Annotated in this window: 29 protein-coding genes; 16 read left to right on the top strand and 13 right to left on the bottom strand. The window is 40.8% G+C overall.

Going from position 1 to position 25,530, the window contains the following annotated elements; all coding sequences use genetic code 11:
• Nucleotides 1-72 precede the first annotated feature (72 nt).
• Nucleotides 73-480 carry a DUF2000 family protein gene (locus ACT53H_RS13670; RefSeq protein WP_312823721.1) on the top strand — a complete coding sequence of 136 codons (408 nt, stop codon included), beginning with the start codon at nucleotides 73-75 and terminating at the stop codon, nucleotides 478-480.
• Nucleotides 481-548: 68 nt separating this feature from the next.
• Here ACT53H_RS13670 and yghU read toward each other — a convergent pair whose 3' ends face one another.
• From yghU to ACT53H_RS13655, 3 genes are all read right to left on the bottom strand, one after another.
• Nucleotides 549-1,397: a glutathione-dependent disulfide-bond oxidoreductase gene (gene yghU, locus ACT53H_RS13665; RefSeq protein WP_476009414.1), complete on the bottom strand. Its 849-nt coding sequence runs from the start codon at nucleotides 1,395-1,397 to the stop codon at nucleotides 549-551.
• Nucleotides 1,398-1,430: 33 nt separating this feature from the next.
• Nucleotides 1,431-2,057 carry a glutathione transferase gene (gene yfcF, locus ACT53H_RS13660; RefSeq protein ID WP_476009413.1) on the bottom strand — a complete coding sequence of 209 codons (627 nt, stop codon included), beginning with the start codon at nucleotides 2,055-2,057 and terminating at the stop codon, nucleotides 1,431-1,433.
• A 98-nt stretch (nucleotides 2,058-2,155) separates the two neighbouring features.
• Nucleotides 2,156-3,061 (bottom strand): LysR family transcriptional regulator, encoded by a 906-nt coding sequence (locus ACT53H_RS13655; RefSeq protein ID WP_476009412.1) that lies wholly within the window; start codon nucleotides 3,059-3,061, stop codon nucleotides 2,156-2,158.
• A gap of 110 nt (nucleotides 3,062-3,171) precedes the next feature.
• Here ACT53H_RS13655 and ACT53H_RS13650 point away from each other — a divergent pair, with 110 nt between their 5' ends.
• Both ACT53H_RS13650 and ACT53H_RS13645 read left to right on the top strand, forming a co-directional pair.
• A complete protein-coding gene (locus ACT53H_RS13650) occupies nucleotides 3,172-3,603 on the top strand; it encodes a CidA/LrgA family protein (RefSeq protein WP_476009411.1) in 432 nt (143 codons plus the stop codon).
• Between the two features lie 12 nt (nucleotides 3,604-3,615).
• Nucleotides 3,616-4,305, top strand: coding sequence for an LrgB family protein (locus ACT53H_RS13645; protein ID WP_476009410.1), 690 nt, complete (start codon nucleotides 3,616-3,618; stop codon nucleotides 4,303-4,305).
• A gap of 7 nt (nucleotides 4,306-4,312) precedes the next feature.
• Here ACT53H_RS13645 and pdxR read toward each other — a convergent pair whose 3' ends face one another.
• Nucleotides 4,313-5,803: a MocR-like pyridoxine biosynthesis transcription factor PdxR gene (gene pdxR, locus ACT53H_RS13640; protein WP_476009409.1), complete on the bottom strand. Its 1,491-nt coding sequence runs from the start codon at nucleotides 5,801-5,803 to the stop codon at nucleotides 4,313-4,315.
• Between the two features lie 115 nt (nucleotides 5,804-5,918).
• Between pdxR and ACT53H_RS13635 the strand changes: the two genes are divergently transcribed.
• Nucleotides 5,919-6,554: an FMN-binding negative transcriptional regulator gene (locus ACT53H_RS13635; protein ID WP_476009408.1), complete on the top strand. Its 636-nt coding sequence runs from the start codon at nucleotides 5,919-5,921 to the stop codon at nucleotides 6,552-6,554.
• 42 nt (nucleotides 6,555-6,596) lie between these two features.
• Nucleotides 6,597-7,190: a GNAT family N-acetyltransferase gene (locus ACT53H_RS13630; protein ID WP_476009407.1), complete on the top strand. Its 594-nt coding sequence runs from the start codon at nucleotides 6,597-6,599 to the stop codon at nucleotides 7,188-7,190.
• Nucleotides 7,191-7,198: 8 nt separating this feature from the next.
• Here the strand turns inward: ACT53H_RS13630 and ACT53H_RS13625 are convergent, their stop codons facing one another.
• From ACT53H_RS13625 to ACT53H_RS13610, 4 genes are all read right to left on the bottom strand, one after another.
• Nucleotides 7,199-8,386: an MFS transporter gene (locus tag ACT53H_RS13625; RefSeq protein ID WP_476009406.1), complete on the bottom strand. Its 1,188-nt coding sequence runs from the start codon at nucleotides 8,384-8,386 to the stop codon at nucleotides 7,199-7,201.
• Between the two features lie 9 nt (nucleotides 8,387-8,395).
• Nucleotides 8,396-9,070: a cupin domain-containing protein gene (locus tag ACT53H_RS13620; RefSeq protein WP_476009405.1), complete on the bottom strand. Its 675-nt coding sequence runs from the start codon at nucleotides 9,068-9,070 to the stop codon at nucleotides 8,396-8,398.
• 71 nt (nucleotides 9,071-9,141) lie between these two features.
• Nucleotides 9,142-9,483 (bottom strand): carboxymuconolactone decarboxylase family protein, encoded by a 342-nt coding sequence (locus tag ACT53H_RS13615; RefSeq protein ID WP_005069801.1) that lies wholly within the window; start codon nucleotides 9,481-9,483, stop codon nucleotides 9,142-9,144.
• A 42-nt stretch (nucleotides 9,484-9,525) separates the two neighbouring features.
• Entirely contained in the window at nucleotides 9,526-10,296 is a 771-nt protein-coding gene (locus ACT53H_RS13610) for an SDR family NAD(P)-dependent oxidoreductase (RefSeq protein WP_004792980.1), read from the bottom strand.
• A 145-nt stretch (nucleotides 10,297-10,441) separates the two neighbouring features.
• On the opposite strand from ACT53H_RS13610, the gene gcvA reads away from it, so the two are divergent.
• The 10 genes from gcvA to madM all read left to right on the top strand — a co-directional run bounded on the left by gcvA (nucleotide 10,442) and on the right by madM (nucleotide 18,805).
• The gene (gene gcvA, locus ACT53H_RS13605) at nucleotides 10,442-11,356 is read left to right on the top strand and encodes a transcriptional regulator GcvA (protein ID WP_174727109.1); all 915 of its coding nucleotides are present in this window, start codon (nucleotides 10,442-10,444) and stop codon (nucleotides 11,354-11,356) included.
• Nucleotides 11,357-11,465: 109 nt separating this feature from the next.
• Nucleotides 11,466-13,145, top strand: coding sequence for a malonate decarboxylase subunit alpha (gene mdcA, locus ACT53H_RS13600; protein WP_476009404.1), 1,680 nt, complete (start codon nucleotides 11,466-11,468; stop codon nucleotides 13,143-13,145).
• Nucleotides 13,145-14,029 carry a triphosphoribosyl-dephospho-CoA synthase gene (locus tag ACT53H_RS13595; protein ID WP_476009403.1) on the top strand — a complete coding sequence of 295 codons (885 nt, stop codon included), beginning with the start codon at nucleotides 13,145-13,147 and terminating at the stop codon, nucleotides 14,027-14,029. The genes mdcA and ACT53H_RS13595 overlap by 1 nt, the downstream gene beginning before the upstream one ends.
• 2 nt (nucleotides 14,030-14,031) lie before the next feature.
• Nucleotides 14,032-14,331, top strand: a complete 300-nt coding sequence (locus ACT53H_RS13590) for a malonate decarboxylase subunit delta (protein ID WP_000448953.1) — start codon at nucleotides 14,032-14,034, stop codon at nucleotides 14,329-14,331.
• Entirely contained in the window at nucleotides 14,324-15,175 is an 852-nt protein-coding gene (locus ACT53H_RS13585; protein ID WP_476009402.1) for a biotin-independent malonate decarboxylase subunit beta, read from the top strand. Before ACT53H_RS13590 ends, ACT53H_RS13585 begins: the two co-directional genes overlap by 8 nt.
• Nucleotides 15,172-15,999 carry a biotin-independent malonate decarboxylase subunit gamma gene (mdcE, locus tag ACT53H_RS13580; RefSeq protein ID WP_476009401.1) on the top strand — a complete coding sequence of 276 codons (828 nt, stop codon included), beginning with the start codon at nucleotides 15,172-15,174 and terminating at the stop codon, nucleotides 15,997-15,999. Before ACT53H_RS13585 ends, mdcE begins: the two co-directional genes overlap by 4 nt.
• Nucleotides 15,990-16,598: a malonate decarboxylase holo-ACP synthase gene (locus ACT53H_RS13575; protein ID WP_476009400.1), complete on the top strand. Its 609-nt coding sequence runs from the start codon at nucleotides 15,990-15,992 to the stop codon at nucleotides 16,596-16,598. The genes mdcE and ACT53H_RS13575 overlap by 10 nt, the downstream gene beginning before the upstream one ends.
• A 13-nt stretch (nucleotides 16,599-16,611) precedes the next feature.
• Entirely contained in the window at nucleotides 16,612-17,544 is a 933-nt protein-coding gene (mdcH, locus tag ACT53H_RS13570; RefSeq protein ID WP_476009399.1) for a malonate decarboxylase subunit epsilon, read from the top strand.
• A gap of 53 nt (nucleotides 17,545-17,597) precedes the next feature.
• Entirely contained in the window at nucleotides 17,598-17,999 is a 402-nt protein-coding gene (gene madL / locus ACT53H_RS13565) for a malonate transporter subunit MadL (RefSeq protein WP_476009398.1), read from the top strand.
• A gap of 44 nt (nucleotides 18,000-18,043) precedes the next feature.
• On the top strand, nucleotides 18,044-18,805 hold the full coding sequence (gene madM / locus ACT53H_RS13560) for a malonate transporter subunit MadM (protein ID WP_476009397.1): 762 nt from the start codon (nucleotides 18,044-18,046) through the stop codon (nucleotides 18,803-18,805).
• Between the two features lie 54 nt (nucleotides 18,806-18,859).
• Here the strand turns inward: madM and ACT53H_RS13555 are convergent, their stop codons facing one another.
• From ACT53H_RS13555 to ACT53H_RS13535, 5 genes are all read right to left on the bottom strand, one after another.
• Nucleotides 18,860-19,777 carry a LysR family transcriptional regulator gene (locus ACT53H_RS13555; protein WP_476009396.1) on the bottom strand — a complete coding sequence of 306 codons (918 nt, stop codon included), beginning with the start codon at nucleotides 19,775-19,777 and terminating at the stop codon, nucleotides 18,860-18,862.
• A 101-nt stretch (nucleotides 19,778-19,878) separates the two neighbouring features.
• A complete protein-coding gene (locus ACT53H_RS13550) occupies nucleotides 19,879-21,297 on the bottom strand; it encodes an aminotransferase-like domain-containing protein (RefSeq protein WP_476009395.1) in 1,419 nt (472 codons plus the stop codon).
• A gap of 98 nt (nucleotides 21,298-21,395) precedes the next feature.
• Nucleotides 21,396-21,530, bottom strand: a complete 135-nt coding sequence (locus ACT53H_RS13545) for a hypothetical protein (protein WP_000749813.1) — start codon at nucleotides 21,528-21,530, stop codon at nucleotides 21,396-21,398.
• A gap of 14 nt (nucleotides 21,531-21,544) precedes the next feature.
• Nucleotides 21,545-22,552, bottom strand: a complete 1,008-nt coding sequence (gene cydB / locus ACT53H_RS13540; protein ID WP_174758491.1) for a cytochrome d ubiquinol oxidase subunit II — start codon at nucleotides 22,550-22,552, stop codon at nucleotides 21,545-21,547.
• A complete protein-coding gene (locus ACT53H_RS13535; protein ID WP_013198175.1) occupies nucleotides 22,545-23,990 on the bottom strand; it encodes a cytochrome ubiquinol oxidase subunit I in 1,446 nt (481 codons plus the stop codon). Before ACT53H_RS13535 ends, cydB begins: the two co-directional genes overlap by 8 nt.
• Nucleotides 23,991-24,633: 643 nt before the next feature.
• Between ACT53H_RS13535 and ACT53H_RS13530 the strand changes: the two genes are divergently transcribed.
• Entirely contained in the window at nucleotides 24,634-25,452 is an 819-nt protein-coding gene (locus ACT53H_RS13530; protein ID WP_476009394.1) for a hypothetical protein, read from the top strand.
• Nucleotides 25,453-25,530 lie beyond the last annotated feature (78 nt).

The following is a 25,530-nucleotide window of genomic DNA, read 5'->3' as shown; positions in this document are numbered from 1 at the left end:
AAACGTACAAGACGAGAAAAATCTGAAGAGTCATGATGAGCGACCTAAAGTTATGACTCAGGATAGGGGTTTATGTTTGACACCAAAATTGCGTTGATTGTCCGTAATGATCTAGCGACATGGCAAAGGCTAAATGTAGTCGCTTTTTTGGCAACAGGGATTGCCTCGGCTGTTCCAGAAATGTTGGGTCAACCTTATATTGATGCCAATGGGTATGAATATGGCAATATGTTAGGGCAGCCGATGTTGGTATTTGAAGGTGATTTAACTGGTCTGCAAAAAGCGCATCGTAAGGCAATTGAGCAAGATTTAACGATAATTCCCTATGTCCATGCCATGTTTTCTACAGGAAATGATGAGGATAATCGGGCTGTATTTTTGGCTGACGATGCGAATCAATTAAATTTAGTCGGAGTGGCGTTAAGAGGACCTAAAAAGGCAGTTGATAAAGCAATAAAGGGACTTTCTTTACATCAATAAGATTTTTATTGAAAGAATGATAAAACCCACTTTTTGAGCAAAAGTGGGTTTTCTTTAAAAAATGATGATTAAATTTTATCTTGGGTTTTAGTATCAAAATCGCTGGCATCATGGCGTTCATGTAACTGTGTAGCTAAATCGCCAAAAGTACGGTTGACCATACGACCACGTTGAACCGCAGGGCGCGCTAAAATCGCATCTGCCCAGCGCTGAACATTTTTATATTGATCGACACCTAAAAACTCTGCGCCGTTATAGACCCAGTTTTTAACAAGACCACCATACCAAGGGAACGCCGCAATATCCGCGATAGTGTATTCAGAGCCTGCCATGTATTCATGCTTTGCTAAATGTTGATCTAACACATCAAGTAAGCGTTTTGTCTCCATGGCGAAGCGGTTAACTGCATATTCAATTTTAATGGGTGCATAAGCATAAAAATGTCCAAAACCACCGCCTAAATATGGCGCACTGCCCATTTGCCAGAATAACCAGTTAAGACACTCAGTACGTGCAGCAATATCAGTTGGAATGAAAGCTTTAAACTTTTCAGCCAAATAAAGCAAAATTGAACCAGACTCAAACACTCTTAATGGCGGATTTTGGCTATGGTCAACTAATGCTGGAATTTTAGAGTTTGGATTAATTTCTACAAAGCCACTGCCAAATTGCTGTCCTTCACCAATTTTAATCAGCCAAGCATCATATTCAGCATCTTGATGTCCTAATGCTAAAAGCTCTTCAAGCAAAATAGTAACTTTTTGACCATTAGGCGTTGCTAAAGAATAGAGCTGTAGCGGATGTTTCCCTACAGGAAGTGTATGCTCGTAGCGAGCGCCTGAGGTCGGCTGGTTTAAATCGGTTTTTTCTCCAGTCCATTGCCAAACTTGTGGAGGAATATAGTTTGAATCACTCATTTTTTATCTCATGTTTGGTTGAAATATAAGGGTTTAGTTATGTCGCAATGCAAGCCATTTTTGTACGCTCGGGCGTTGCCATTGCTGTAATGCATAGTTTTTTAAACGTTCTGGTACAGCATCACCATTTTGAATAAGACGTTGTAACATTAGGGCAAGTTCAGCATCCACAATGCTCCATGAACCAAAAAGAAATTCGGCATCAGACGCAAGAAGTTTTTCTGCAACAAAGAAAAGTTTCTCGGCTGCTTTTTTGCCTTCTTCTGAAAGTGGAGTGGAGGTGGGCTGAATAAAAATAACATCGGTTGAACGCTCAGTTCTTAGTGCCACTAAGTCTGATCGGAGCCATGCCTGAATTTGTCTTGCTCTTGCGCGTGCTTGAATATCTTTTGGATAAATAGATGTGTTTGGATAAAGCTCTTCAAGATATTCCAAAATGGCAGAAGATTCTGATAAGGCAAAATCTTTATGCTCAAGTACAGGCACTTTGGCAGTTAATGACTTTGCTACATAAGATTTTTCAAACTGGCCTTGCTGGCCTAAGTTGATGGTCGCTATTTCAAATGGAATTTGTTTTTCATGTAGCCCTACAAAAACTGTAAACGCATAGGGGCTTAGAAATTGTGAATCTGTGTACAGCTTAAAATGTTCATTATTCATTGTTATTGTCCATGTCATAAAACAGATGCGATCTAGTCTAAGTGAGCTAAGCCAAGATTGGGTAACTTTTTTGTGGAAAAGCTTTATCAGTTTTTGAATTAAGCTTTAATGTGCTGAAAATGTTGGCGAACAATGCTCAGCCAAGCTTGAACTGCTGGTGAGGCAGGAAGATTCTTTTTCCAAGCCATCACTAAGTGCCATTGAATATTCGGTTTTTCGAGTGGTACTGCTGCAAATAAACTATGGTCAAGCATATCGGTATAATATTGAGGAAGAAGTGCGATCCCCATACGTTGTAACACCATGTCTGCCAGAAGATGCCATTGGCTAGTACGACACGCAATGGTCGGATAGAAACCATGCTGCTTACATGCATCGAGAATAATACTGTTTAAAGAGAAATTTTCAGGAAACATTAAAAATGATTGGTGTTGTAGCTCTTCTAGATTTATTTTTTTACGGGTTGCCCAAGTGGCATCCCGACGTAAAAGGACCATTAAAGGGTAGTTACATAGCTCAATGCTATTGAAAATTTGCGTATCAAAAGGCTGCAATAAAACACCAACGTCTAGCTCATTGTTGAGTAAAGCTTGTTCAATACCGCGTGAACCCACTTCCATAAAAGCCAATTCAATATCAGGCCACTGTTGGTGATAATCAAACAGGGCAGTCGTTAGAAGCTGCGAACCTAAAGGTGGAACGCCAAGTTTTAAAGTCCCTGTTTTTAATTGTTGATAATTTTCTATCTCAAGAAAGATGTTCTGTTCTGCCTGAAGAAGCTCTAGTGCATGTTGATAAATGCGCTCTCCAATTTCCGTTAGCTCGATTTGTCTTTTTCGACCGTGATCAGGTTTAACCAAAAGCTGTACCTGAAGCTGCTCTTCAAGCTGCTGTAATATTTTACTAATAGTGGGCTGAGTCAGATACAACTCTTCAGCAGTACGGGTAAAACTTTTAGTTTTTACCAGTGTAACGAAGCACTGTAATGATTTTAGAGAAAGCATAATAAAGAATAGATTATTCCATTTTGGAATGATATTAACATGAATAATTCATATTTAGCAGGTTTAACCAAGATAGCATAATAGTGTAGTTAACCATCTAATTTCGCAAAATGAGTACTGAATCTGCTTCTGGCACACCCACACAACCTTCACTATTCGTGTTAGTTAAACAAATTTTGATTTTGGCTGGATTTTGGTGGGGCGGATATCTCTTACATCAAAAACTCGGCGTACCTGTGTCGGCAGGCATTTTAGGGATGTTTTTATTGCTTTTATGCCTGTTCTTTAAAATTCTCAAAATGGATCAGGTGGCAATGGGAGCAACTGTTGTTTTAGGTGAACTGTTACTGTTTTTTGTGCCCGTTGTAGTTGCCGTAGTTCAGTATAAAACCTTGTTTATGACCGAAGGCTGGCAAATTGTCTTGAGCATTGCGGTTGGGACCATTTCGGTCATGCTCAGTACGTGCCTGACGATTCACTATTACAATCGTTTGAAAGCTTATTTACAGGCTCGAAAACGTCTTCAACATGAGCATATCTAAAGAGCAAATGACATGAATATTTGGTCAATTCTTTGTCTGATCTGGACTTTGGCAGCCTATGTTGTGGCAAAGAAAATCTATCAGAAAAATCCAAAACTTTGGTTATCACCCGCGATTAGTGTGCCTGTGCTTACCATTATTTTGATGACGATTTTTGGAATTTCATATCAAACCTATGCAGAAGATACGCAGTGGATTGTTAATTTATTAGGGCCTGCAACGGTTGCTTTTGCTGTACCGATTTATCGCTATCGGGAAACGATTCGTAAAAATCTTGGGGTTCTTTCGATTGCAATTATTGTGGGCATGAGTGTAGGCGTAATGTCTGCCTATGAAATGGCGCAGTGGTTCCATTTTAGTCCTGAAGTGACCAACAGTTTAATGGCTCGTTCTATTTCGACGCCATTTGCCATGATTTTAGCGGAAGATATTCACGGTTCGGCAGCATTGGTTTCTCTATTTACCGTCATTACGGGTTTGGTCGGTATGATTTGTGGCGATGCGATTTTGGCAATTACTAAAATTCGTTCTAATGTGGCAAATGGGGCGGCTTTTGGTAATGCAGCCCATGGTTTTGGTGCAGTTAGAGCACAGCAGCGCAATAGTGAAGAAGGTGTAATTGCTAGTTTGACTATGGTTATTGCCGGTATTTTAATGGTATTAATTGGGCCATTTGCGATTCATCTATGGTTGCTGTTGTAGATTTTATCTAACTTGATTTGTCATGTTGTTGAATAATCTTTGATAGTTTTTTGATGGCTTGTCTCATCAGTTCGGGTTCAAAATCGCCTAAGCCAACAATTAACCCCGGACGTTGTTGTTCTTTTGAAAATGTCGGTGAAATTGCTTTAATGGCAATGCCTGCATCGACTGCCGAGCTTGCAACGTCAATATCATTAATATGATGAGCCAGCCATAACACCATATGCATGCCTTGATCGCCCGGCTGTAACCAAGCCAGTTCTTGAGGTATGTATTTTTCAATCAAGCCAATAATGTATTCTCGGACTTCTGCGTAAACATTTCGAGTACGTCGGATATGCCGCTCTAAATAGCCTTCTTGAATAAAAGCAGCTAAAACATGCTGGTCGGCAGCAGGTGGGTGCCGATCAATTAATACTCTGAGCCCACAAAAAGGTGCCACCAATTCTTTAGGCAACACGGCATAGCCAAGTCTAAGAGACGGAAATAGGACTTTACTGAAAGTCCCAAGATAAATGACTTGGTCGGGCGCCATACCTTGTAAAGATGGGAAAGGCTGCCCGTTATAACGGAGTTCGCTGTCGTAGTCATCTTCAATGATCCATGCATTTTGCTGTTTTGCCCAAGCCAATAAAGCAGTACGTCTTGCTAGGCTCATCGGCATACCAAGTGGGTATTGATGAGATGGCGTCACAAAAGCAGCACGTGCATGTTTTGCAAGCTTAATGCCAGTTTCAATCTGAATGCCTTCTTCATCGACAGGAACACGAACCATACGAATGTTTTGTACGGCATGCTCAAAAATGGCTGTGGTCCCCCGATAAGCTGGATCTTCAACCCAAACTTCATCTTTTGCTTCAAATAAAATCTGGCTGCAAATATAAAGTGACTGTTGAATGCCAGGAGTAATCACAATTTGGTCAGGTTCGCAGTGAACAGAGCGTGATCGGCGTACATAATCTGCTATAGCAACTCTGAGTGATAACACACCTTGCGGCTCGCCATATCCTGAAGGAATTCCTGCACCTCGTGATCTAAATTTATTACCAAACTTACGCCAGATATCACTTGGTTGGGTCCGACGGACGGGGACAGATACCGCAAAAGGAACATGAGGAAGTGGCTTAAATTCATCAAGCACTTTGGCATAAGAACGTGCCGATTTGGTCAAAGAAATCGAGTAAGGTTTATTTTCTTTTGATGAATATTGTATTGCAGATGTTTTAACCAAAGCATGAGACACATAAGTGCCCGTTCGTGGTTGAGAGTCAAACACACCTTCAGCTAAAAGCTGATCATAAGCTTCAATAATGGTTCCGCGAGCGACATCTAAGGTTAAAGCAAGTTCACGGGAAGAAGGCAACGGATCGCCGGGTTGTAAATCACCACTTTGTACAGCTTCACGTAAAGCTTGAGTCAGTTGAGCACTAATCTTTCCTTGGCTTTTATCAATCTTTGCAATAGACGGAAGTTCAACAACTTTTGCCATTCTTGCCATAATTCTGGTCTACTTAAAAAAATACAAAGTGGTCCTTTTTAATAAACCACATAAACCAGAAAATTTACAACACAAAATATAAATAACTCTGATATTTACAGCGAGGTTTTGAGTCATGTATATCCCTGATGATTTTGCAGAAAACCGTTTGGATGTATTGCATTCTCTTATTGCAGAACATCCATTTGGAGTGCTTTTTACTCATGGAAGCAATGGCTTGGATGCAAATCATCTTCCATTCGAATTACAGGCAAGCGAAGGTGAATTTGGTTTACTACGTGCGCATGTGTCTAGAGTTAATCCAGTCTGGCAGGACATTAAAAATGGAGATGAGGTGTTAATCGTGTTTCAAGCAGGCGATGCTTATATTTCACCAAACTGGTACCCATCCAAACATGAACAGCACAGACAAGTACCGACATGGAACTATAGGGTTGTGCATGCTTATGGCAAAGTAACCATTCGAGATGATGAACGTTACGTCCGTGGTGTAGTGGCCCGTTTAACCCGTGCCCATGAGGCATCTCAACCTGAACCATGGAAAATGTCCGATGCACCAAAGGACTATCTTGAACCGATGTTAAAAGCCATTGTAGGTATTGAGATTGAAATTACCAAGCTGCAAGGAAAATCAAAACTTGGGCAAAATAAAGAACGCCGAGACATTTTAGGCGCGGCAGATGGCCTATCGAAATGTGGTCATCAAACTATAGCGAATGCCATGTACAGTGTGGCTGAGTTAAATAAATAATTTTGAAAATATAAAACTTTAATATCAATTAAGGAGATAAAGATGTCTTTGACTACACCTGTTGAGTTGGTAGGTGAACACGTTATTTTAAAGCCGCTCGATGTAACTCAGGCTGAATCACTGGCAGAGGCTGTTTGCGATGGGGAACTTTATAATCTTTGGTATACCCGTGTGCCAAGACCTGAACAGATGACTGGTGAAATTGAAAGACGTCTCGGTTTACAAAGTTCTGGTTCTATGCTGCCATTTTATATTGAAGACCGAAAAACGGGGCAAGCGCTGGGCATGACAACTCTCATGCATATTGAAGAAGCACATCGCCGTGTAGAAATTGGTTCAACGTGGTATCGAAAGTCTGCACAACGTACGCCTGTAAATACTGAATGTAAAAAGCTATTGTTGGCTCATGCATTTGAGACTTTAAACTGTATTGCTGTTGAGTTACGCACATCTTCTTTAAATATTCAAAGTCAAGCCGCGATTGTACGCTTGGGTGCAAAGCTAGACGGTGTGCTAAGAAGCCATCAAATTGTGAAAGATGATATTTTGAGGGACACTCACGTTTACAGCATTTTAAAACATGAGTGGCCTGCGGTTCGCCAAAATCTGGAATGGATGTTGAATAAACCGCGCTAAAAGGAATTTTAAGCAAGCTGTTTTTCTCTTTTTTGGCTTAGCCAGAAGAGAGAAGCTGCGGCAATCACCAACCATGGTATTAACGCTATATTCATTGCTTTCCAGCCAAATAAATCCAGTAAAGCACCTGCACTAAACGAACAAATCAAACCGACAACAAAAACCGTCATATCGTTAATGGCTTGAGCCTTGGCTTTTTCAGCCGCTGTATACGTTCCGGTAAGCAAAGACGTGCTACCAATAAATAAAAAGTTCCATCCCACACCTAATAAAATGAGTGAAATTGCAAAAGATGCGAACTGAATACCTGAGAGAGCAAATCCGATATAACAGGCAAATAATAAAAGACCTGCAAACATGATTTTAATCACCCCAAAACGTGCAATTAAATTTCCAGTAAAGAATGAAGGTAGAAACATACCAAGCACATGTAGCTGAATGACGGTGGTAATTGATCCAAGTTCATGGTGTGAATGTCGCATAGCAATCGGGGTTGCGGTCATACCTAAAATCATGATGCCGTAGCCTGTTACTGCGCCAAATAACGCAACCAAATAGGTCGGTTGAAAGACAATCTGTTGCCATGGGCGACCAGCCGTAAAGTCAGACTTTTGCTCAACTGTATCGGCAATATGTAGGCTAGATAAAATTCCCATTGCCACAAATGAGATAATACTAATAATTAAAAATGAACCGATATATTCTAAATGCTGGAATAAGGGTCCACCAAAACGCGCTAAAGTCGGACCAATCAGTGCTGCAACAATTCCACCTGCCATCACCCAAGAAATAGCACGTGAGCGAAACGCGTCAGTTGCCACTTCACTGGCAGCAAAACGGTAAAACTGAGCAAAGGACTGATAGGCCCCGACACATAGTGTACCCAAAGCCAGAAGCATGAGTGAACTATAAAAAATACCGATTGATGCAATAATGCCGCCGAGTACACCTAAGAAAGCGCCGAATAGAAAACCATTACGTCGTCCTACACGTGCCATGAGCATTGATGCAGGGAACATCATTAAGGCTGTACCCAAAAACATAGATGCGATGGGTAGCGTTGCAAGTGTTGGCGTGTTTGCAATATTAGCGCCAGCCAAGCCGCCAATGGTCATGACCATGACGGAAACGGTTTGGAAAAGTGATTGAGAACTCGCCAGAATTAATACTTGGCGGTGCATGGTATTTTGAAGCATAACGAGCCTTTAATTATATTCAGCAATAGCTGAGGTTAGGTGTCCGGTTTTTACATAAATAGAAGCGCCAGACAAACCCGCTTGAAAATGGGCATGTGTTTTCGGAGGTAGGCGTATCCATGTTCCAGCGTCATAAACCATTTCTTTATCGGCCATCTGACCTTGGGTAATCAAAATTTCGATTCCACCCTCAGCATCTTCCATAAAAAGTTGCTGCGGCTTGAGTTTTTCTAAATAGGTGTGCTCATAACTTGCATCAACCAATGTGCAAATTAAACGCGAATCTATTTCTTGCCATTGTGTTGGATCGTTGGTATTGATCCGTAAGGTTTGCGTTTCTGACGTAGGAATTTGCATAAGTTTGACAAAAATCAATGCACCTTCTTCGCTCGACGGTTGATGTACCGACTGATGTGGACTCCGTAAATACCATCCAGCGGGGTAGTGCTGATTTTGATTTTCAGTAAATACGCCTGAAAGTACGAGGATTTCTTCACCATGATGATGTCGATGCTCAGGAAAGATTGTGTGGGGCGCATATTTCACGAAACTGGTCGCACGAGCTATTTCATCGCCAATACGATCAAGCATGACACGATCAACTTCCCCACGGGGAGATTTCACCCAATGATAGTCTTCAGGTTTGACAATCACAGCCTGTGAAAAATCGGCATGGATCAACATGAATACTTTCCTCGTAAACTAAATTCTCTTTATTCAATAACAAAATAAATAGAATGAATTAGCAAGTAAAATTAATGCTCTGCTAAATTTTCTACTGCTTCTAACACACGTGCAGAATATGTGAGTGCTGCACCTGCATTTAAAGAAATAGCGACAGAAAGAGCTTCGGCAATTTGTTCTTTGGTTGCACCTGCTTCAATTGCCTTTTTGCTATGTATAGAGATGCAACCATCACAACGTGTGGTCACTGCAACGGCAAGTGCAATAAGCTCATGGGTTTTTGCATCAAGCTGACCAATTTTACTCGTTCCTGCTTCCATCGCACTTAAACCACGCATGGTGTCTGGTGCTAGTTTTGCAAATTTTGCGACATATTGAAGCAACGAGTCTCGATAACTATTCCAGTTCTGCATATTAAATACTCCAAATAAGTGGGATTGATCACTAACTGCAAATTAGTGACCAGCCATCACACCACCATCTACAGGAAGAATAGTTCCTGTAATCCATGAGGCATTAGATGATGCAAGGAATAAAATCGCTTCGGCAATGTCAGCAGGTTGACCGTTACGGCCTAATGGATGGAATGAGTTAAAAGTCGGTAAAGCTTCTTTAACCTGATCTTCACTCATAAACGTGTTGTAAACAGGTGTTTCCACTACACCCGGTGCAACGGTATTAATGCGGATATTTGATTCGGCCAATTCAATGGCTAAGTTATGAGTGAGTGCATGTACTCCTGCATTTGCTGCTGAGTAAGCAGAAGAAGGGGTTGCTTTTACAGCTTGCAATGCCCAAAGCGAACCTGTTTGTACAATTGCTCCGCCTCCACGTTGTTGCATGGCTTTAGCAGCAGCTTGCGCCATAAAAAACTTGCCTTTCAAAATGGTATCTAAAAACCAGTCGTATTCTATTTCAGTAATATCAAGGAAAGATTTTGGGTTAAATACACCTGCATTATTGATAAGAATATCAACACCGCCAAATGCTTCAGATGCTACTTTTACTAAGTTTTTTGCAGTTTCGGGTTCGGCTATATCACCAGCAAAGTAGCGAACTTTTGCACCTGTTGGATCTATTTCATGGGCAGCTTTTTGCAATTTATTTTCATCGCGACCACCAATCACAACATTGGCACCTTCTTGAACCAAGCGAATTGCGACTTCTTTACCAATACCAGAACCGCCACCAGTAACAATAGCAACTTTTAAAGAAAATCTACTCATGTGTATATCCTTAAGATTAAATAAAATAAATTGATTGACTCGTGAATCTGAGGTATTTCAATCAATATAGGTTTATTTTAGAAATAGTATTTTTTAATCACAAATGAGATAATCTGCTTCTTCAATAAAGAAAATCTTTAGTGTTATGAATTCACCAGTTTATTTGAATGCACTTCGTGCTTTTGAAGCCAGCGCACGCCACAAAAGTTTTTCTGCTGCGGCAAAAGAGTTGAATGTGACACCTGCTGCGGTGGGGCAATTGGTGCGTACACTCGAAGATTGGTTAGGCTTTCCGTTGTTTCATCGGCAAACTAACGGTAAAAATCGGCTGGTCGCTACTGAACTGGCTGAATCGGTTTTACCGGATATTCGGGCGGGTTTTGATAAGCTGACTTTGGCTTTGGAAAAATTAAAGCAAGATTCTCTATCAGGTGTGCTTAATATTGCGGTAAGTCCAGCATTTGCTGAAAAATGGCTATTACCAAGAATTGACCATTTTCAAAAACAATATCCAGATATTGATATTCGTTTAGACATTAACTTGAAAACCGTAGATTTTTTAGAACAAAAAGTTGATGTGGGTGTCAGATATGGTCAAGGACACTGGCAAGGGCTAGAAGCAGTTAAACTTATGGATGAAGAGGTTTATCCCGTATGTTCACCAGCATTTTTAAATGAACATTCATCGCTCTTAACCCCAAATGATCTGAGAAATATCACTTTAATTCATGATCTTTCTATGGAAAAACATCAACAATTTCCGGGGTGGCAATCTTGGCTAAAAAGTGTAGGTTTGAATGACATCAATATCAGTCGTGGTATGCAAATCAACAGTTCATCTGCAGTTTTACAGGCTGCAATGGAAGGACATGGTGTTGCATTAGCGCGTAGTGTTATGGTGCAAAAAGATATACAAACCGGGCGTTTGGTACGATTATTTCCTCAAATTCACTTCTCATCGCCCTTTTCTTATTATTTGGTGTACCGACCACAATACGCAAATTTACCCAAAGTCAAAATCTGTCTAGATTGGTTTTTTAAAGAAATTCATCGAATATAAAATTAATCGTTAACCTGAAGTTAATGACTGTTCATCTAGGTTGATTGATCGAAATCCCATAAAGCGTTTTTATAGATTCAGAACAAAACTGCGATCTATAGGTAAACACATGGAAGGCTCAGTTCAGAATAAAGAACGGTTATGGACAAAGCGGCGTCATGCCAAACAACTAAAACTAGAGATGGCAAACCAATATACCGATGGTGTGGTCATTCCAACTCAAGACATTATTAAAGTTTTAGAAACCCTGATTACACCGGGTGACAGAGTTGTACTCGAAGGGAATAACCAAAAGCAGGCAGATTTTTTATCGCGCTCTTTAGCTCAAACCAATCCAGATATTTTGCATGATTTACATATGATTATGCCAAGCGTTGGGCGTTCGGAACATCTTGATCTATTTGAAAAAGGTATTGCACGTAAACTCGATTTTTCTTTTGCTGGCCCACAAAGTTTGCGTATTAGCCAGTTAGTTGAAGATGGGCTGCTAGAGATTGGTGCGATTCATACCTATATTGAGTTGTATTCACGTTTGGTGGTGGATCTCATTCCAAATGTAGTGCTGTCGGCGGGCTTTATGGCAGACCGCCAAGGAAATATCTATACAGGCCCAAGTACCGAAGATTCTCCTGCGCTCATTGAACCTGCGGCTTTTAGTGACGGTATTGTGATTGTTCAGGTGAATGAACTGGTCGATGACGTCTCAGAGTTACCACGTGTCGATATTCCTGCTTCTTGGGTGGATTATGTGGTTGTGGCAGACCAGCCTTTTTATATCGAACCGTTATTTACCCGTGACCCAAAACACATCAAGCCAGTTCATGTGCTCATGGCCATGATGGCAATTCGCGGCATCTATGAAAAACATAATGTGCAATCGTTAAACCATGGTATTGGTTTTAACACTGCGGCAATTGAACTGATTTTACCAACCTATGGTGAATCTTTAGGTTTAAAAGGAAAAATTTGCCGGAACTGGACACTGAATCCACATCCAACCCTAATTCCAGCGATTGAAACAGGATGGGTTGAAAGCGTGCATTGCTTTGGTACCGAACTCGGTATGGAAAAATATGTTGCAGCTCGTCCCGACGTGTTCTTTACAGGTCGTGATGGCGCTTTACGTTCCAACCGTATGATGTGTCAGCTTGCAGGTCAGTATGCTGTTGATTTGTTTATTGGCGCAACTTTGCAAGTCGATGGCATGGGCCATTCTTCGACTGTTACCAAAGGCCGTTTAGCTGGTTTCGGTGGTGCACCAAACATGGGGCATGATCCACGTGGCCGTCGTCACGATACACCAGCATGGTTAGATATGCGTTTGGAAGGCGCTAATGAAACTGAAACCTATTTGGCACGTGGTAAAAAACTAGTGGTGCAAATGGTGGAAACCTTTCAAGAGGGTGGCAAGCCGACTTTTGTGGATCGTCTCGATGCAATTGATGTTGCTAAAACAGCAGGCCTACCTTTAGCACCGATCATGATTTATGGCGATGATGTAACCCATTTACTGACCGAAGAAGGCATTGCTTATCTATATAAAGCAAGCAGCCAAGAAGAGCGCCAAGCCATGATTGCTGCAGTGGCAGGCGTGACCAGTATCGGTTTAAGTCAAGACCCTAAAACGACAGCGCGCTTAAGACGCGAGGGTTTGGTGGTTTTCCCTGAGGATTTAGGTATTCGCCGTACCGATGCCACCCGTGAGCTTTTAGCTGCAAAAAATATTGCCGACTTGGTGACATGGTCAGATGGCTTATATCAACCCCCTGCAAAATTCAGGAGTTGGTAATGATGGCACAAGTTCAATATCAAACACTCAGCGATAGTCAGCTCTTGGCAGATTTGGCGGTAGTTGCTCTGATTGATGAAGTGAATCTGACCCCTAAGCCTGCCTTGGTCGATCGCCGTGGCAGTGGTGCACACGATGACCTGACTTTAGAGTTAATGGAGCGCTCTGCAAAAAGTTTACGCCCGATGTTTGAAGAAATGGCCCAAGCAGCCATGCACCACGGTGAAGTTTGTTTGGCTTTACGCGAAGACATTGGTGAAATTGGTCGCCAAGGTGAAAAGGTCATGATGTTGGTGACAGATGGCGTCAATACACATCGCGGTGCAATTTGGGCCTTGGGTTTAATGGTGACGGCGGCGGCATTGGCACGTACCAATCAACAATATTTATCGGCTGTTGAGCTATGTCAGTTAGCAGGTCAGATTGCTCAGCTTGAAGATCGTTTTATTCCAAAGCAGACGTTGAGCCATGGTCAGCAGGTACAAAAAAAGTTAGGTGTCTTAGGTGCAAAAGAACAAGCTCAGCAGGGTTTTCCAACCGTTGTGAACTTTGGTTTAAAGCAGCTTTATCAAAGCCGTAGTAAACCCATGAAAGAAGAGTTCGCACGTTTAGATGCCTTGCTTGCCATGATGACTGATTTGACCGATACCTGTGTGCTTTATCGCTCTGGCACATCGGGTTTAAAGCGTATGCAACAAGGTGCTCAACAGGTACTGGATTTGGGCGGTAGTTCAAGCTTGGAAGGTCGCCGCGCTTTGCATCTTTTAGAGATTGATCTACTTCGGATGAAAGCGTCCGCTGGTGGTGCCGCAGATTTGTTGGCAGCAACATTGTTTATAGATCGTGCTCAGCAGTCATCTTTAAAAAATAAAGAGGGATTTTAATGATGGAAACACTTCATTTTGAATTTGTAGCGACAGAGCCACCTGTAAAAAAAGCATTGGTAGGATGTGTTGGCTCGGGCGATTTAGAAATTTTGATGGAACCTGGTGAAAAGGGGAAAACTTCTATTCAGGTAGTGACTTCGGTAGATGGCAGTGCAGCACGTTGGCACAATCTTTTTGAACGAATTTTTACTGCTCAAATACCACCTGCCGTCAATATTGATATTCATGACTTTGGTGCAACCCCTGGTGTTGTTCGCTTACGTCTGGAACAAGCATTAGAGGAGATTGCTCATGACTGATATCGAGAGCTTATTAAATAAAAAAGATTTTATTGAGCTGAGTGCAAGAGAGCGTGCCAAAGCATTATTAGATGAAGGGTCTTTTCGAGAATTACTCGACCCATTTGCCCGTGTTATGTCGCCTTGGCTCGTTAAACAGAATATTGTGCCGCAAGCCGATGATGGTGTAGTGATTGCAAAGGGAACTATTCAAGAACGCCCAGTGGTTTTAATTTCAATTGAAGGCTTATTTCAAGGTGGCAGTTTAGGCGAGGTGGGTGGTGCCAAAATTGCGGGTGCCTTAGAGCTTGCGGTTGAAGACAATCTTAAAGGCATTCCAACAGCGGCAATTTTATTGTTAGAGACGGGCGGCGTTCGCTTACAAGAAGCAAATTTAGGTTTGGCTGCAATTGCTGAAATACAGGCTGCAATTGTGAACTTACGGCAGTATCAACCCGTCATTGCTGTGGTCGCAGGCAGTGTAGGGTGCTTTGGTGGCATGTCAATTGCGGCTGGCCTATGTAGCTATATTGTAATGACACAAGAAGGACGTTTAGGTTTAAATGGCCCGCAAGTGATTGAACAAGAAGCTGGTGTACAAGAATATAACGCCAAAGATCGTCCATTTATATGGAGTATTACGGGTGGTAATCAGCGCTTCACTAGTGGTTTGGCAGATGCTTATGTAGACGATGATCGCCAGAAAATTCGCCAGCAAGTCATCGATTATTTAACTCAAGGCGTACCTCAGCAGCATCGTAGTTCAAATTACTCATTCTATTTATCGAAGCTACAACAGGTTGATACTGCTGAGCAGATTACCCCAGCACAAGTTCAAGCTTTGTATCAAGGAGAGCAAGCATGAATATCGCCGTTGATACATTAAAAGCATCTACACGTGGTGCACATTGGTTTAAAGCACTCACGCAGGGATTTAAGACAGTTGAAGGTTTTCCAGCTTCGGTTTGGGTAGCTGATGGTCAGATTGATCAGCAAGCGGTACGTGTGATTGCAGTTGTCCAAGACAGCAATAATCTGTTCCCTCGGGCAAGACAGGGTGAAGTTGGACTCTTGGAAGGCTGGAGTTTAGCAAAAGCGGTTGATGAAGTGATTCAAGCCGATGTTCATTCGGAAACTAAACGCGCTATTTTATGTTTGGTTGATGTGCCAAGTCAGGCCTATGGGCGCCGTGAAGAATTATTAGGTATTCATCAAGCTTTAGCGGGTGCGGTAGACAGCTATGCAAGAGCCAGATTGGCAGGCCATCCTATTGTCAGTTTATTGGTTGGTAAGTCGATGTCTGGTGCTTTCTTGGCGCATGGATACCAAGCCAATCGTATTATTGCCTTAAAAGATTCAGGTGTTATGGTGCATGCAATGGGTAAGGAATCTGCTGCACGTGTAACCCAACGCTCGGTTGATGAACTAGAGCACTTGGCCTCAAGCATTCCTCCAATGGCTTATGACATTGAAAGTTATGCCACGCTTGGTTTGTTATCTGAACTGTTATCTGTTGAAAACCCTGAACAACCTACAACCGCTGATCTTTCGTTAGCGAAGCAGGCAATTGCACAAGCGTTTAAAGAGATTCATGCTGATCAATCGAGAGGATTAGAACAAAGACTTCACGGCCAAAACCGTCAGATGTCTAAAAGGGTCCGTGAATTATTGCGTGAGCAATGGTCATGAAACTTAAGCTCGAAGCCCATGATTTGCTATGGGGCATGACGGTCGACTGCTTAGCCGATGATGCTCCGCTTTGGGTGAAAGAGGTATTACAGCGAGGTGATCCTGTTGTGGTTCGACGGGCAATCACTTCTGTAGATCAAGTCGCTGTGGGTGTTAGAGGACAATTTCGTCATCAACGATATGCAACTCAAATGCCAAGAAATGCTATTAACAGACAGCTTAAACCCGAAGCACTGACTCATGTAGATACGCAGCAATTTGCACACTTGGCAGAACGTTTACAGACCATTTCCAGCATTATGAAAAACTTTTCAGGATGTTGGGGATATACAGGAAGTTTCGGGTTTGAACTGGCAACGGGCATTAAAACAGTAACTCCTCAAAGTGACATAGATTTGTTGATGCGAGCTGAACAGCCTTTTGCCAAAAAGCAGGCGATTGAGCTACTCGAAAATTTTCAGCAAGTAGGGCTCAATGTGGATATACAGCTTCAACTTCCACAAGGTGGGTTGGCGTTAAAAGAATGGGCTGGGAACAGTGGAAAAGTTCTATTGAAACGTCCTGACGGTGCTGTTTTAGTAGAAAACCCATGGAATTAAGGAAATAGATATCATGGCTTCAATTTGGGTATATCCGGGACAAGGTGTGCAACGAAGCAATATGTTGCACGACTTACCTCAAATCGCTCTAGTTAAAGAATACCTTGAGCGTGCATCGGATGCACTCAAAAAAGATGTCTTGATGTTAGATAGTCCGGCTGCATTGCAGTCGACACGTGCAGTACAGCTTTGTTTACTGATTTCAGGTGTGGTGAGTTCAGCTGTATTAACTGCTGAAAACTTAACACCTGATTATGTAGCGGGTTTATCAATTGGTGCATGGTCGGCTGCGGTTGTAGCAGAAGTTTTAGCCTTTGAGGATGCTGTTCGTTTGGTTGCCTATCGAGGTGAACTCATGCAAAACGCCTATCCAACAGGCTATGGTATGACAGCTTTAATAGGTACAGACCGTGCAGCTGTTGAAACATGGGTCAAACAGATTTATGAAATAACGCCAGAGGTGTTTGTCGCAAATATTAATGCACATAACCAGATCGTTATTTCAGGAAGCTTTGAAGCCATGAACCAAGTTGCTGTTTTGGCAAAGCAACAAGGCGTGGTGGCAAAAAAATTAGATGTATCGGTGCCATCGCACTGTGAATTATTAAGTCAGCAGGCAAAGCAACTTGCGGCATCTATGGAGGGAGTCACTTTAAAGCAGCCTAAAATACGTTATTTAAGTGGTACAACGGCTCGTACACTTGGCAAGCCAGAACAGATTGGTGATGACTTGGCTTTTAATATGAGTCGAACTGTAGATTGGGAAAGTACCATCCAAGCTGCATGGGAGCGAGGTGTAAGGTTGCAGATTGAAGCTTTACCGGGAACGGTACTTACTACACTTGCACGTCGAACGTTTAAAGAAGGAACTGTATTGTCATTTCAGGGAACACGTTTAGACAGCATTCAATTAGCAATGCAAAACGAAAATAATGCTTCTTTGTAATTACAATACAAATTAAAAATTGAGTAATAACCCAAGGATATGAGGGACTTACAATGATTATTTATGGAACAGCAATATTAGCGATCTGTCATTTATTAGGTGACTATCTTGGCAATACCCTAGGAATGCTATTAGGCGTTAAAGCGAATGTCGGTGGAGTCGCTATTTCGATGATTCTATTGATTTTGACTAAAGAATTGCTTGCGCGAAAAGGTTACTTACCTCAAGTCACACAATTTGGCGTTTTGTATTGGTCAGGTATGTATATTCCGATCGTGGTTGCGATGTCAGCGGGTCAAAATGTGGTTGCAGCTTTATCAGGTGGCATGTTAGGGCTAATTGTCTCTATTGCATCGTTAATTGGTACGGTTTTAGTCATCCGTTATTTAAATAGAATTAGTGGCGACTATGAAACTTATGAATGGACAATAGAAACCAAAGAAAAAATAGCCTAAGCAAACATAAACTACAAAAAGTTCAATCAAAAAGGAATTAAATGATGGACGCTATAATTGCTGTGTTATCAAAAAATGCATTAGTTACTGCGCTTGCAGTAACGGGTTTAATGATGTTCGTTTCCCATTTACTTTCAAAATATTTGACGAAAGGAAAACTACAAAGTTCTGCAATCGCGATTACTTTAGGTTTGGTTGTTGCTTACTTTGCAGGAGTTTATACGCAAGGAACTAAGGGCATTTCTGATATCGCTATTTTTTCTGGTTTTGCGATGTTGGGTGGCGCAATGATTCGAGATTTAGCTATTGCTTCAACTGCGTTTGAAGTTGATGTGAAAGAGGTGAAGAAAGCAGGTAAAATTGGTCTAATTGCCTTAATTCTTGGTTGCGTTGTGCCTTTTGCAATTGGGGTTTTGGTCGCATGGGTCATGGGTTATCGAGATCCAATCTCGATGACAACCATTGGTGCTGGTGCCATGACTTATATTGTTGGTCCGATTACAGGAACTGCAATTGGCGCGAGCTCTGATGTGATCGCACTTTCTATTGCAATTGGATTAATCAAGTCAGTCTTTTTTATGGTCGGTACGCCATTACTTGCGAAATTCATGTACCTAAAAAGTCCACGTTCAGCCATGGTATTTGGCGGCTTGGCAGGAACAACGAGCGGTACGGCTGCTGGGCTGGCAGGTACAGATGTACGACTGGTACCTTATGGCGCTTTAGTTGCAACCTTTTATACAGGTCTCGGCTGCTTACTTGGACCATCTGTCTTTTTCTTAACGGTTAATGCGATTTTTGGATAAGTCTTTGTAAAGTGTCTAACGGCAACTTATTAATTTGTAATAGGTTGCCGATATTTATCTTTTAAAATTGGATGCAAACATACGACATTCAGCAATCAGAGCAAGTAAATTAGGATCTCGTTCCTTACTTTTTAAAAAGACCAAACCAATTTCTTGTTGCATATGATATTGCTGTTTCAGTGGAATGAGTTTTACCGAACTTTCATAAACCGCAGAAATACGACCGGGCAATAGTGCAAAGCCTACGCCTGAGCTGACCATACTAATGAGAGTAAAAATATCATTTACTTGCAAAGCAACTTTAGGTGAAAAACCAGCTTTTTTAAAAATGATGTCACTGTCGTTATGAGTTGCAAATCCTTTGGTTAAAGTGAGAAACGTCTCTTCTTTTAAAATTCTTAAATCAATATCTTTAAACTCGGCATATTTAGAATCTTTATTGACGGCCAAAAAAATGTCGTCTGAAAACATTGGTAAAATTTCAAAGTCATCGTCTTGAGTGGTTTCATTTAAAGCCACGATAATGGCATCAAGTTCCGTTGCTTTCAGCTTTTTCACCAAATCCTGATTTGAACTGAGTAATAGTTGAATATCGAGCTCACTACGTCTGAGCTTAAGACCGCTAATCACATTTGGAATTGTGTTTACAGTCAAAGAATAAAGAGATCCTAAATGTAAAACCTTGGCTGCAAAGCCAGCAGCTTCTCTGGTTTTATTTACAGTGATAAAAATGTCTTGTACGATTTTTTGCGCTCGTTCTTCAAATACATAAGCACTTTTTAAAGGAATCAGGTTACGGCCTTCATTTTTAAAAAGAGGGCAACGTAAAGCGCTTTCTAAAGAGTGCAGTGCTTTATGAACACTGACATTACTCAACTGCATTTCTGTGGCTGTTTTAGACAAATTTCCACAGCGCATGAAAGCCAAAAAAATCTGTATTTTTTTAAGGGTGAGTTCTTCATCAATTTCCATATTAATTCCTTGAACCTGTTTCCCTTAAAACTATAGATTTGAGTTATAAAGTTATCACAAAATAAAGACTATAAAATTGTGTTTAGGTCGAAGCATCTCTTTTAAGGATTTGCTTCAACTCTTTGTTGAATGGTTTTAATCACTTGGTCTAATGCATTTTGAATTTTAGTGTTCCATTCAAAAGAACAATTGATTCTCAAATAATGCTGCTGTGCGGGTAAAACACTAAACAGAGGACTTGGTGCAACGCCAATATCTTGCTGAATCAACTCTTCATAAACTTGCATACTGTCTAGGGTAATGGGAAGTTTGACCCATAGAAAATAGCCACTTGGGTAGTAATACACTTCACAAGAGCTAGGTAAATGTTGTTTCAAATAATGGTAAAACTGCTTTTTATAACGCTCAAGTGAAAGCCTAAGCGTGCGTAAGTGTTTTTCATAATGATGATGAGACAAAAACTCGACTAATACATTTTGTATGAGTGCATTGACTGAAATGGTACTCATGAGCTGTAAGTGTTGAATATGGTCTGAAAATTTACCCGCATAGACCCACCCGACCCGAAAACCAGCACCTAACGTTTTAGAAAAAGAAGAGCAGTGAAGCACCAGATTTTGTTGGTCAAAATACTTCATTGAAAGTGGTTTTTGGCCGCCATAAAAAAGCTCTTCATAGACATCATCTTCAATCAAATAAATTTGGTGCTCGTGAAGCAGTTTGGCAATTTTATATTTAATGTCATCACTGACGGTAAAACCAATCGGGTTATGGGCGTTCAGCATGAGCCAACACACCTTGATAGGATAGGTTTGAATGACCTGTTCAAAAGCCTCTAGATCGAAACCATGTTGCGGATGTTCAGGAATAGTAATCACTTTAAGCCCTAAACGTTCGGCAGCTTGCCAAGCGCCATAAAACACAGTTTGCTGTAATAAAATATAATCGCCGGGTTGAGCTACGGCTTGTAGAGAAAGATTAAGCGCGTCTAAGCCTCCAGATGTAATGACAATGTCATCTGGGTCGGTCTGTATGCCTTGCATACAATAGCGCTGGGCAATCAGTTTTCTTAAAGCTAAATTACCGGGAGGCAAACTGGTGGTCTGGTCATAACTTTGTCTTTGGCGCGCAAGCTGTCCCATAATTTGAATAAGTTTGGGGGCTGTTAGAAGTTGATTATCAGGAAAAGCTGAGCCAAAAGGTACGACAGACTCATGTTGAATCGATTTAAGATATTTAAAAACTAATGAGTTAATTTCAATTTTAGAATTCAAGGAAACAACTGAATATTGCTCTAAAGGTTTAAGTGCAATTTGCTCGGCAACAAAGTATCCAGATTTTTCTTTTGAATAGATCAGACCTTGTGATTCAAGCTCCTGATAAGCATTCATTACGGTCATTAAACTAAAGCCAGAGCGTTGTACCTGATCTCTTAATGAAGGTAATTTTTCATGTGCATTTAAAGTGCCGCTCTCAATGAGTTGGCGAATGCTATGAGCGAGTTGTTCTGATTTATACATGTATGAGCTGCACGAAATAACAAAATGAAAGATGCACTTAATCAATAATAAATGCCGTTTGCAGAATCTACAAACGGCATTTGTTTAGAACGATAGATTTACTTTAAGTAAGGGGCAGCATAAATCAATATGACTTTAAACAAACCCGCAATCACAGCTAAGGCTAAAAAACCGCCAAGCCATAACAAGATAAACCATTGAGTTTGATTGAGTTTAACGGATGACTTTTTCATAAAACCCTCCATACTTAATGATAACCTTCATCACCTACACGCACTTTGTCACGGAATACCCAATAAGAGACAATGGTGTAAGCAATAATAATTGGAATCAGAATTAACGCACCGACCAAAGCAAACATCTGGCTTGAATGAGGCGCTGCAGCCTGCCAAATGGTGACTGATGGCGGAATAATATAGGGCCATAAACTAATCACAAAACCAGTAAATGCAAGGAAAACGAGCGCCAATGTATATGCAAATGGCTTAAGATCATGATCCTGCTTTTTACACGCCGATAAAATAAGGCCAACAAACAATAAGACCAAAATAGGTACAGGACTAAAATAAAACAGGTTTGGTAAAGAGAACCAGCGATCTGCAATTTCAGGATGAGTCAATGGCGTATATAAACTTACGCCACCAAAAATGATCAGCAATGCAATAATCAGCTTTGGCATAAGCTCATACATACGTTGCTGTAAGCCTTTTTCAGTTTTTAAAATAAGCCAACCACAACCCAAAGTTGCATACATCGCAACTACGCCAATACCTGTAAAGATCGTAAATGGAGATAACCAATCAAGTGATCCACCCGCATAAATACCATTTTCGGTTTTAATCCCTTGGATATAGGCACCCAGAATAATCCCTTGGAGGAAGCTGGTTAAAACTGAACCCCAGATAAAAGCCAAGTCCCAAAGGTGTTTGGTGCGATGAGCTTTAAAGCGGAATTCAAACGCCACGCCACGGAAAATCAGGGCAATCACCATGAAAATGATCGGTAAATATAGTGCTGATAAAACTGTTGAATAGACCAGTGGAAATGCTGCATATAGACCAGCACCACCGAGAACCATCCAAGTTTCGTTACCATCCCAGACAGGGGCCACGGTATTCATCATCACGTCACGTTCTTGGCTGTCCTTAATGAATGGGAACATAATCCCGATTCCTAAGTCGAAGCCGTCCATGACCACATAAATCATGACACCTAAACCGATAATACCGACCCATATTAAAGAAAGATCAATCATGACGGTTCTCCCCAGAGTTTTGTTTGCTGTCAATATTTTCATCGACTGCACTAAGTGGACGCATTGGTGTTTTAAAGTGTCCTACGCCACCAGTTTCAACATTTGGTGAATCAATGAATGATGGGCCTTTATTAATCAGTTTTAAGGTGTAGTAGATACCGCTACCAAAAACGATGGTATAGACCACCACAAAAATAAACAGGCTCAGTCCGACCTGATCTGCGGAAACCGTATGTGAAAGTCCATCTTTAGTTCGCATAATGCCGTACACCACCCACGGCTGACGGCCAACCTCAGTAGTTACCCAACCTGCAAGCATTGCGACATAACCAGAAGGTCCCATCACCAATGCAAATTTATGGAACCACGAAGTTTCATAGAGTTTTCCACGCTTACGTAACCAAAGTGCTATTAAAGAAAGAGTGACCATGAGTACACCAAGACCCACCATCACACGGAAGCTCCAGAAAACAATCGTTGAATTTGGACGATCTTCAGGTGCGAAATCTTTTAAGCCTGTCACTTGGCCATCTAAGCTATGCGTTAAAATTAAGCTACCCAAATAAGGAACACCCACTTCAAAATGGTTACGTTCTTCTTTCATATCTGGAATTGCAAATAGCAATAATGGCATCGGCTCATTGTGATTGGTTTCCCAGTGGCCTTCCATTGCCGCAAGTTTGGCAGGCTGATGTTCACGTGTGTTTAAACCGTGGTTATCACCAATCACTACTTGCAAACATGAAGTCACAAGCACCATCCAGAGACCCATCGAAAACGATTTTTTCACCAATTCATCACGACGGCCTTTTACTAAATGCCATGCAGATGTTCCAACGACCAATAATGATGAAACCAAGAAGGCGGCTGCACCCATGTGGGCAAAGCGGTAAGGGAAGGATGGGTTAAAGACAATTGCAAACCAGTCTTTTGGCACAATAATGCCATTTTCGATCGCAAAGCCTTGAGGTGTCTGCATCCAGCTATTCGAAGATAAAATCCAGAACATGGAAATACATGTTCCGATGGCAACCATAAGTGTTGCGAAGAAATGGGCCCGAGGACCAACACGTCCCCAACCAAATAACATAATGCCTAAGAAACCTGCTTCTAAGAAGAAGGCACTCAAGACTTCATAGGTAAGTAGAGGACCAGTAATACTTCCGGCAACACGTGAAAATTCACTCCAGTTAGTACCGAACTGGTAACTCATGACCACGCCCGAGACCACACCCATACCAAAGGCAACAGCAAAGATCTTAATCCAGTATTTAAATAGATCTTTATAAATCGGGTTTTGGGTTCTTAACCATTTCCATTCTAACACTGCTAAAAAGCAGGCAAGACCAATGGAAGTGGCCGGAAAAATAATATGGAAGGATACTGTAAAAGCAAATTGTATTCGCGCTAATTCTAGAGCGGTTAGACCGAGGCTCATAAACTTTCCCCCTGTGAACTAGCTGATGATGGTTAAATGAGTTAAATACTTATTTTCAGGCAACAAAGTATTTTGGCGATTAAACTTACTTCTGTGATAAATGTTCTTAGCAAGTAAAATGCCAACAGGGTTAAGCAATATAATTGCTTGATATTTCAAGAGAATAGACTGATTGATTGTTCTCAATCTGTTAACAAAGTTTATGCTTGATGTTGCATTTGTAAAAATGCATGTTGCATTGAAACATTGATGAAATATCTGGTGATATGCAATAGATCGTCTCATGAAAACTACCTACCTTAAGAAGTTTACTTAATCATGCACTTACTATTTTTGTATATGTAGATACAGAAATTTTTTATAAAACTATAACAGTCTGAAGCATTCATGAGGTGTGCTATAGTTTTTTTTCAAATATCTGTAGCTATGTATCCATTCTTCAAAAGTCCAAAATAAATGAACAAGATTTACGAATGGCCAAAATCACTTTCCAAAACAAAGTGAATGCGACTTTGGGTAATAAGCGCAGAATAGTTTCTTCTCTTTTATTCCTTTGTTGTTTTGCGTGAGGTCTGGTTGTTACGTAGGTTATTAAAGACCTGATTTAAGTGTAGCTCTTCTAAAATAGCTTGGATGTTAAAAAATGTTTATTACTTCTCAACTCAATGTCCTGCATAAAATTATTAAAAATCAGCCTATTCCTATTTCTATATTGGTTCAGTTAGAGCAGACTTACGTTAATTTTGAAGCTACTTTATTAAGAGCAAAAGTACTCAGAGACTTTTCCAAACCTGAAACTGTATATTTAATCCAATCTCATATTGAGCCACAGCAAAGTAGCGTGGCCTACCTATTTTCACCTTTTATTTTTGCAAACTTAAACAAGCCTGCCATTTATACGACACCTGCGACTGCGCCTGTACTTTCTATTCTCAATAAATATTATCAAGCAGATAAAAAGGTGCTATTTAAGGTAGATGAAGTTTTAGAAAGTCTAAAAATTTATATTGATTTGGAACTTGCAGAGCTTAATGAAGTTGAGTTTATTTATTTAAGCTTAATCAAAGCACTGTGTCGAAGTGACCTTTCTACCGTTTTTTTAATTACAAGTTTAGACATAGATATCGAGCATTTAGAAGCTCTTGAGCAATTTCTAAAGGTCAAAATTTATTGGATTAAAACCACAAAAGATGATGACTTAAAAAACCTAAATGGCTTAGAAATGCGGAAATTATTATTTAAAAATAAAGATGAAACTTACGTCAAATTATGCGCGAAGTTTGCTCAAATGAACGCAGCGCTGGTTGGTTTATGCGATACCTTTACCGTTGGTCAAATGACACATTTAATTGATGATATGTTTTATTCAGAGCATATTTTCGAAAAACTATCTGTTTATTCAGAATATATGCAAACCTTATTGCAAAGTCAGCATAGCCTTAACAAGAAAGAGATCGCTTAGCGTTGGCAGGCTTTTGTTGTGCGTTATATAAAGTTTGAATACTGTTATAAAAAAATAATCGTTTTCATGTGAAATAAA

This window comes from Acinetobacter sp. DMC2 (genome assembly GCF_056314305.1).
The sequence above is the reverse complement of the archived record's forward strand: the minus strand, read 5'-3'. Positions and strand labels throughout refer to the sequence as shown.

Coding starts and splice junctions, on each gene's coding strand:
- ACT53H_RS13670 (WP_312823721.1), top strand. CDS start 73: ATGTTTGACACCAAAATTGCGTTGATTGTCCGTAATGATCTAGCGACA.
- ACT53H_RS13530 (WP_476009394.1), top strand. CDS start 24,634: ATGTTTATTACTTCTCAACTCAATGTCCTGCATAAAATTATTAAAAAT.
- yfcF (WP_476009413.1), bottom strand. CDS start 2,057: ATGAATAATGAACATTTTAAGCTGTACACAGATTCACAATTTCTAAGC.
- madL (WP_476009398.1), top strand. CDS start 17,598: ATGATTATTTATGGAACAGCAATATTAGCGATCTGTCATTTATTAGGT.
- ACT53H_RS13615 (WP_005069801.1), bottom strand. CDS start 9,483: ATGCAGAACTGGAATAGTTATCGAGACTCGTTGCTTCAATATGTCGCA.
- ACT53H_RS13555 (WP_476009396.1), bottom strand. CDS start 19,777: ATGGAAATTGATGAAGAACTCACCCTTAAAAAAATACAGATTTTTTTG.
- yghU (WP_476009414.1), bottom strand. CDS start 1,397: ATGAGTGATTCAAACTATATTCCTCCACAAGTTTGGCAATGGACTGGA.
- mdcH (WP_476009399.1), top strand. CDS start 16,612: ATGGCTTCAATTTGGGTATATCCGGGACAAGGTGTGCAACGAAGCAAT.
- ACT53H_RS13535 (WP_013198175.1), bottom strand. CDS start 23,990: ATGAGCCTCGGTCTAACCGCTCTAGAATTAGCGCGAATACAATTTGCT.
- ACT53H_RS13655 (WP_476009412.1), bottom strand. CDS start 3,061: ATGCTTTCTCTAAAATCATTACAGTGCTTCGTTACACTGGTAAAAACT.
- cydB (WP_174758491.1), bottom strand. CDS start 22,552: ATGATTGATCTTTCTTTAATATGGGTCGGTATTATCGGTTTAGGTGTC.
- ACT53H_RS13625 (WP_476009406.1), bottom strand. CDS start 8,386: ATGCTTCAAAATACCATGCACCGCCAAGTATTAATTCTGGCGAGTTCT.
- gcvA (WP_174727109.1), top strand. CDS start 10,442: ATGAATTCACCAGTTTATTTGAATGCACTTCGTGCTTTTGAAGCCAGC.
- ACT53H_RS13575 (WP_476009400.1), top strand. CDS start 15,990: ATGGTCATGAAACTTAAGCTCGAAGCCCATGATTTGCTATGGGGCATG.
- ACT53H_RS13620 (WP_476009405.1), bottom strand. CDS start 9,070: ATGTTGATCCATGCCGATTTTTCACAGGCTGTGATTGTCAAACCTGAA.
- pdxR (WP_476009409.1), bottom strand. CDS start 5,803: ATGGCAAGAATGGCAAAAGTTGTTGAACTTCCGTCTATTGCAAAGATT.
- ACT53H_RS13545 (WP_000749813.1), bottom strand. CDS start 21,530: ATGAAAAAGTCATCCGTTAAACTCAATCAAACTCAATGGTTTATCTTG.
- mdcA (WP_476009404.1), top strand. CDS start 11,466: ATGGAAGGCTCAGTTCAGAATAAAGAACGGTTATGGACAAAGCGGCGT.
- ACT53H_RS13610 (WP_004792980.1), bottom strand. CDS start 10,296: ATGAGTAGATTTTCTTTAAAAGTTGCTATTGTTACTGGTGGCGGTTCT.
- ACT53H_RS13595 (WP_476009403.1), top strand. CDS start 13,145: ATGATGGCACAAGTTCAATATCAAACACTCAGCGATAGTCAGCTCTTG.
- ACT53H_RS13630 (WP_476009407.1), top strand. CDS start 6,597: ATGTCTTTGACTACACCTGTTGAGTTGGTAGGTGAACACGTTATTTTA.
- ACT53H_RS13585 (WP_476009402.1), top strand. CDS start 14,324: ATGACTGATATCGAGAGCTTATTAAATAAAAAAGATTTTATTGAGCTG.
- ACT53H_RS13645 (WP_476009410.1), top strand. CDS start 3,616: ATGAATATTTGGTCAATTCTTTGTCTGATCTGGACTTTGGCAGCCTAT.
- ACT53H_RS13650 (WP_476009411.1), top strand. CDS start 3,172: ATGAGTACTGAATCTGCTTCTGGCACACCCACACAACCTTCACTATTC.
- mdcE (WP_476009401.1), top strand. CDS start 15,172: ATGAATATCGCCGTTGATACATTAAAAGCATCTACACGTGGTGCACAT.
- ACT53H_RS13590 (WP_000448953.1), top strand. CDS start 14,032: ATGGAAACACTTCATTTTGAATTTGTAGCGACAGAGCCACCTGTAAAA.
- ACT53H_RS13635 (WP_476009408.1), top strand. CDS start 5,919: ATGTATATCCCTGATGATTTTGCAGAAAACCGTTTGGATGTATTGCAT.
- madM (WP_476009397.1), top strand. CDS start 18,044: ATGGACGCTATAATTGCTGTGTTATCAAAAAATGCATTAGTTACTGCG.
- ACT53H_RS13550 (WP_476009395.1), bottom strand. CDS start 21,297: ATGTATAAATCAGAACAACTCGCTCATAGCATTCGCCAACTCATTGAG.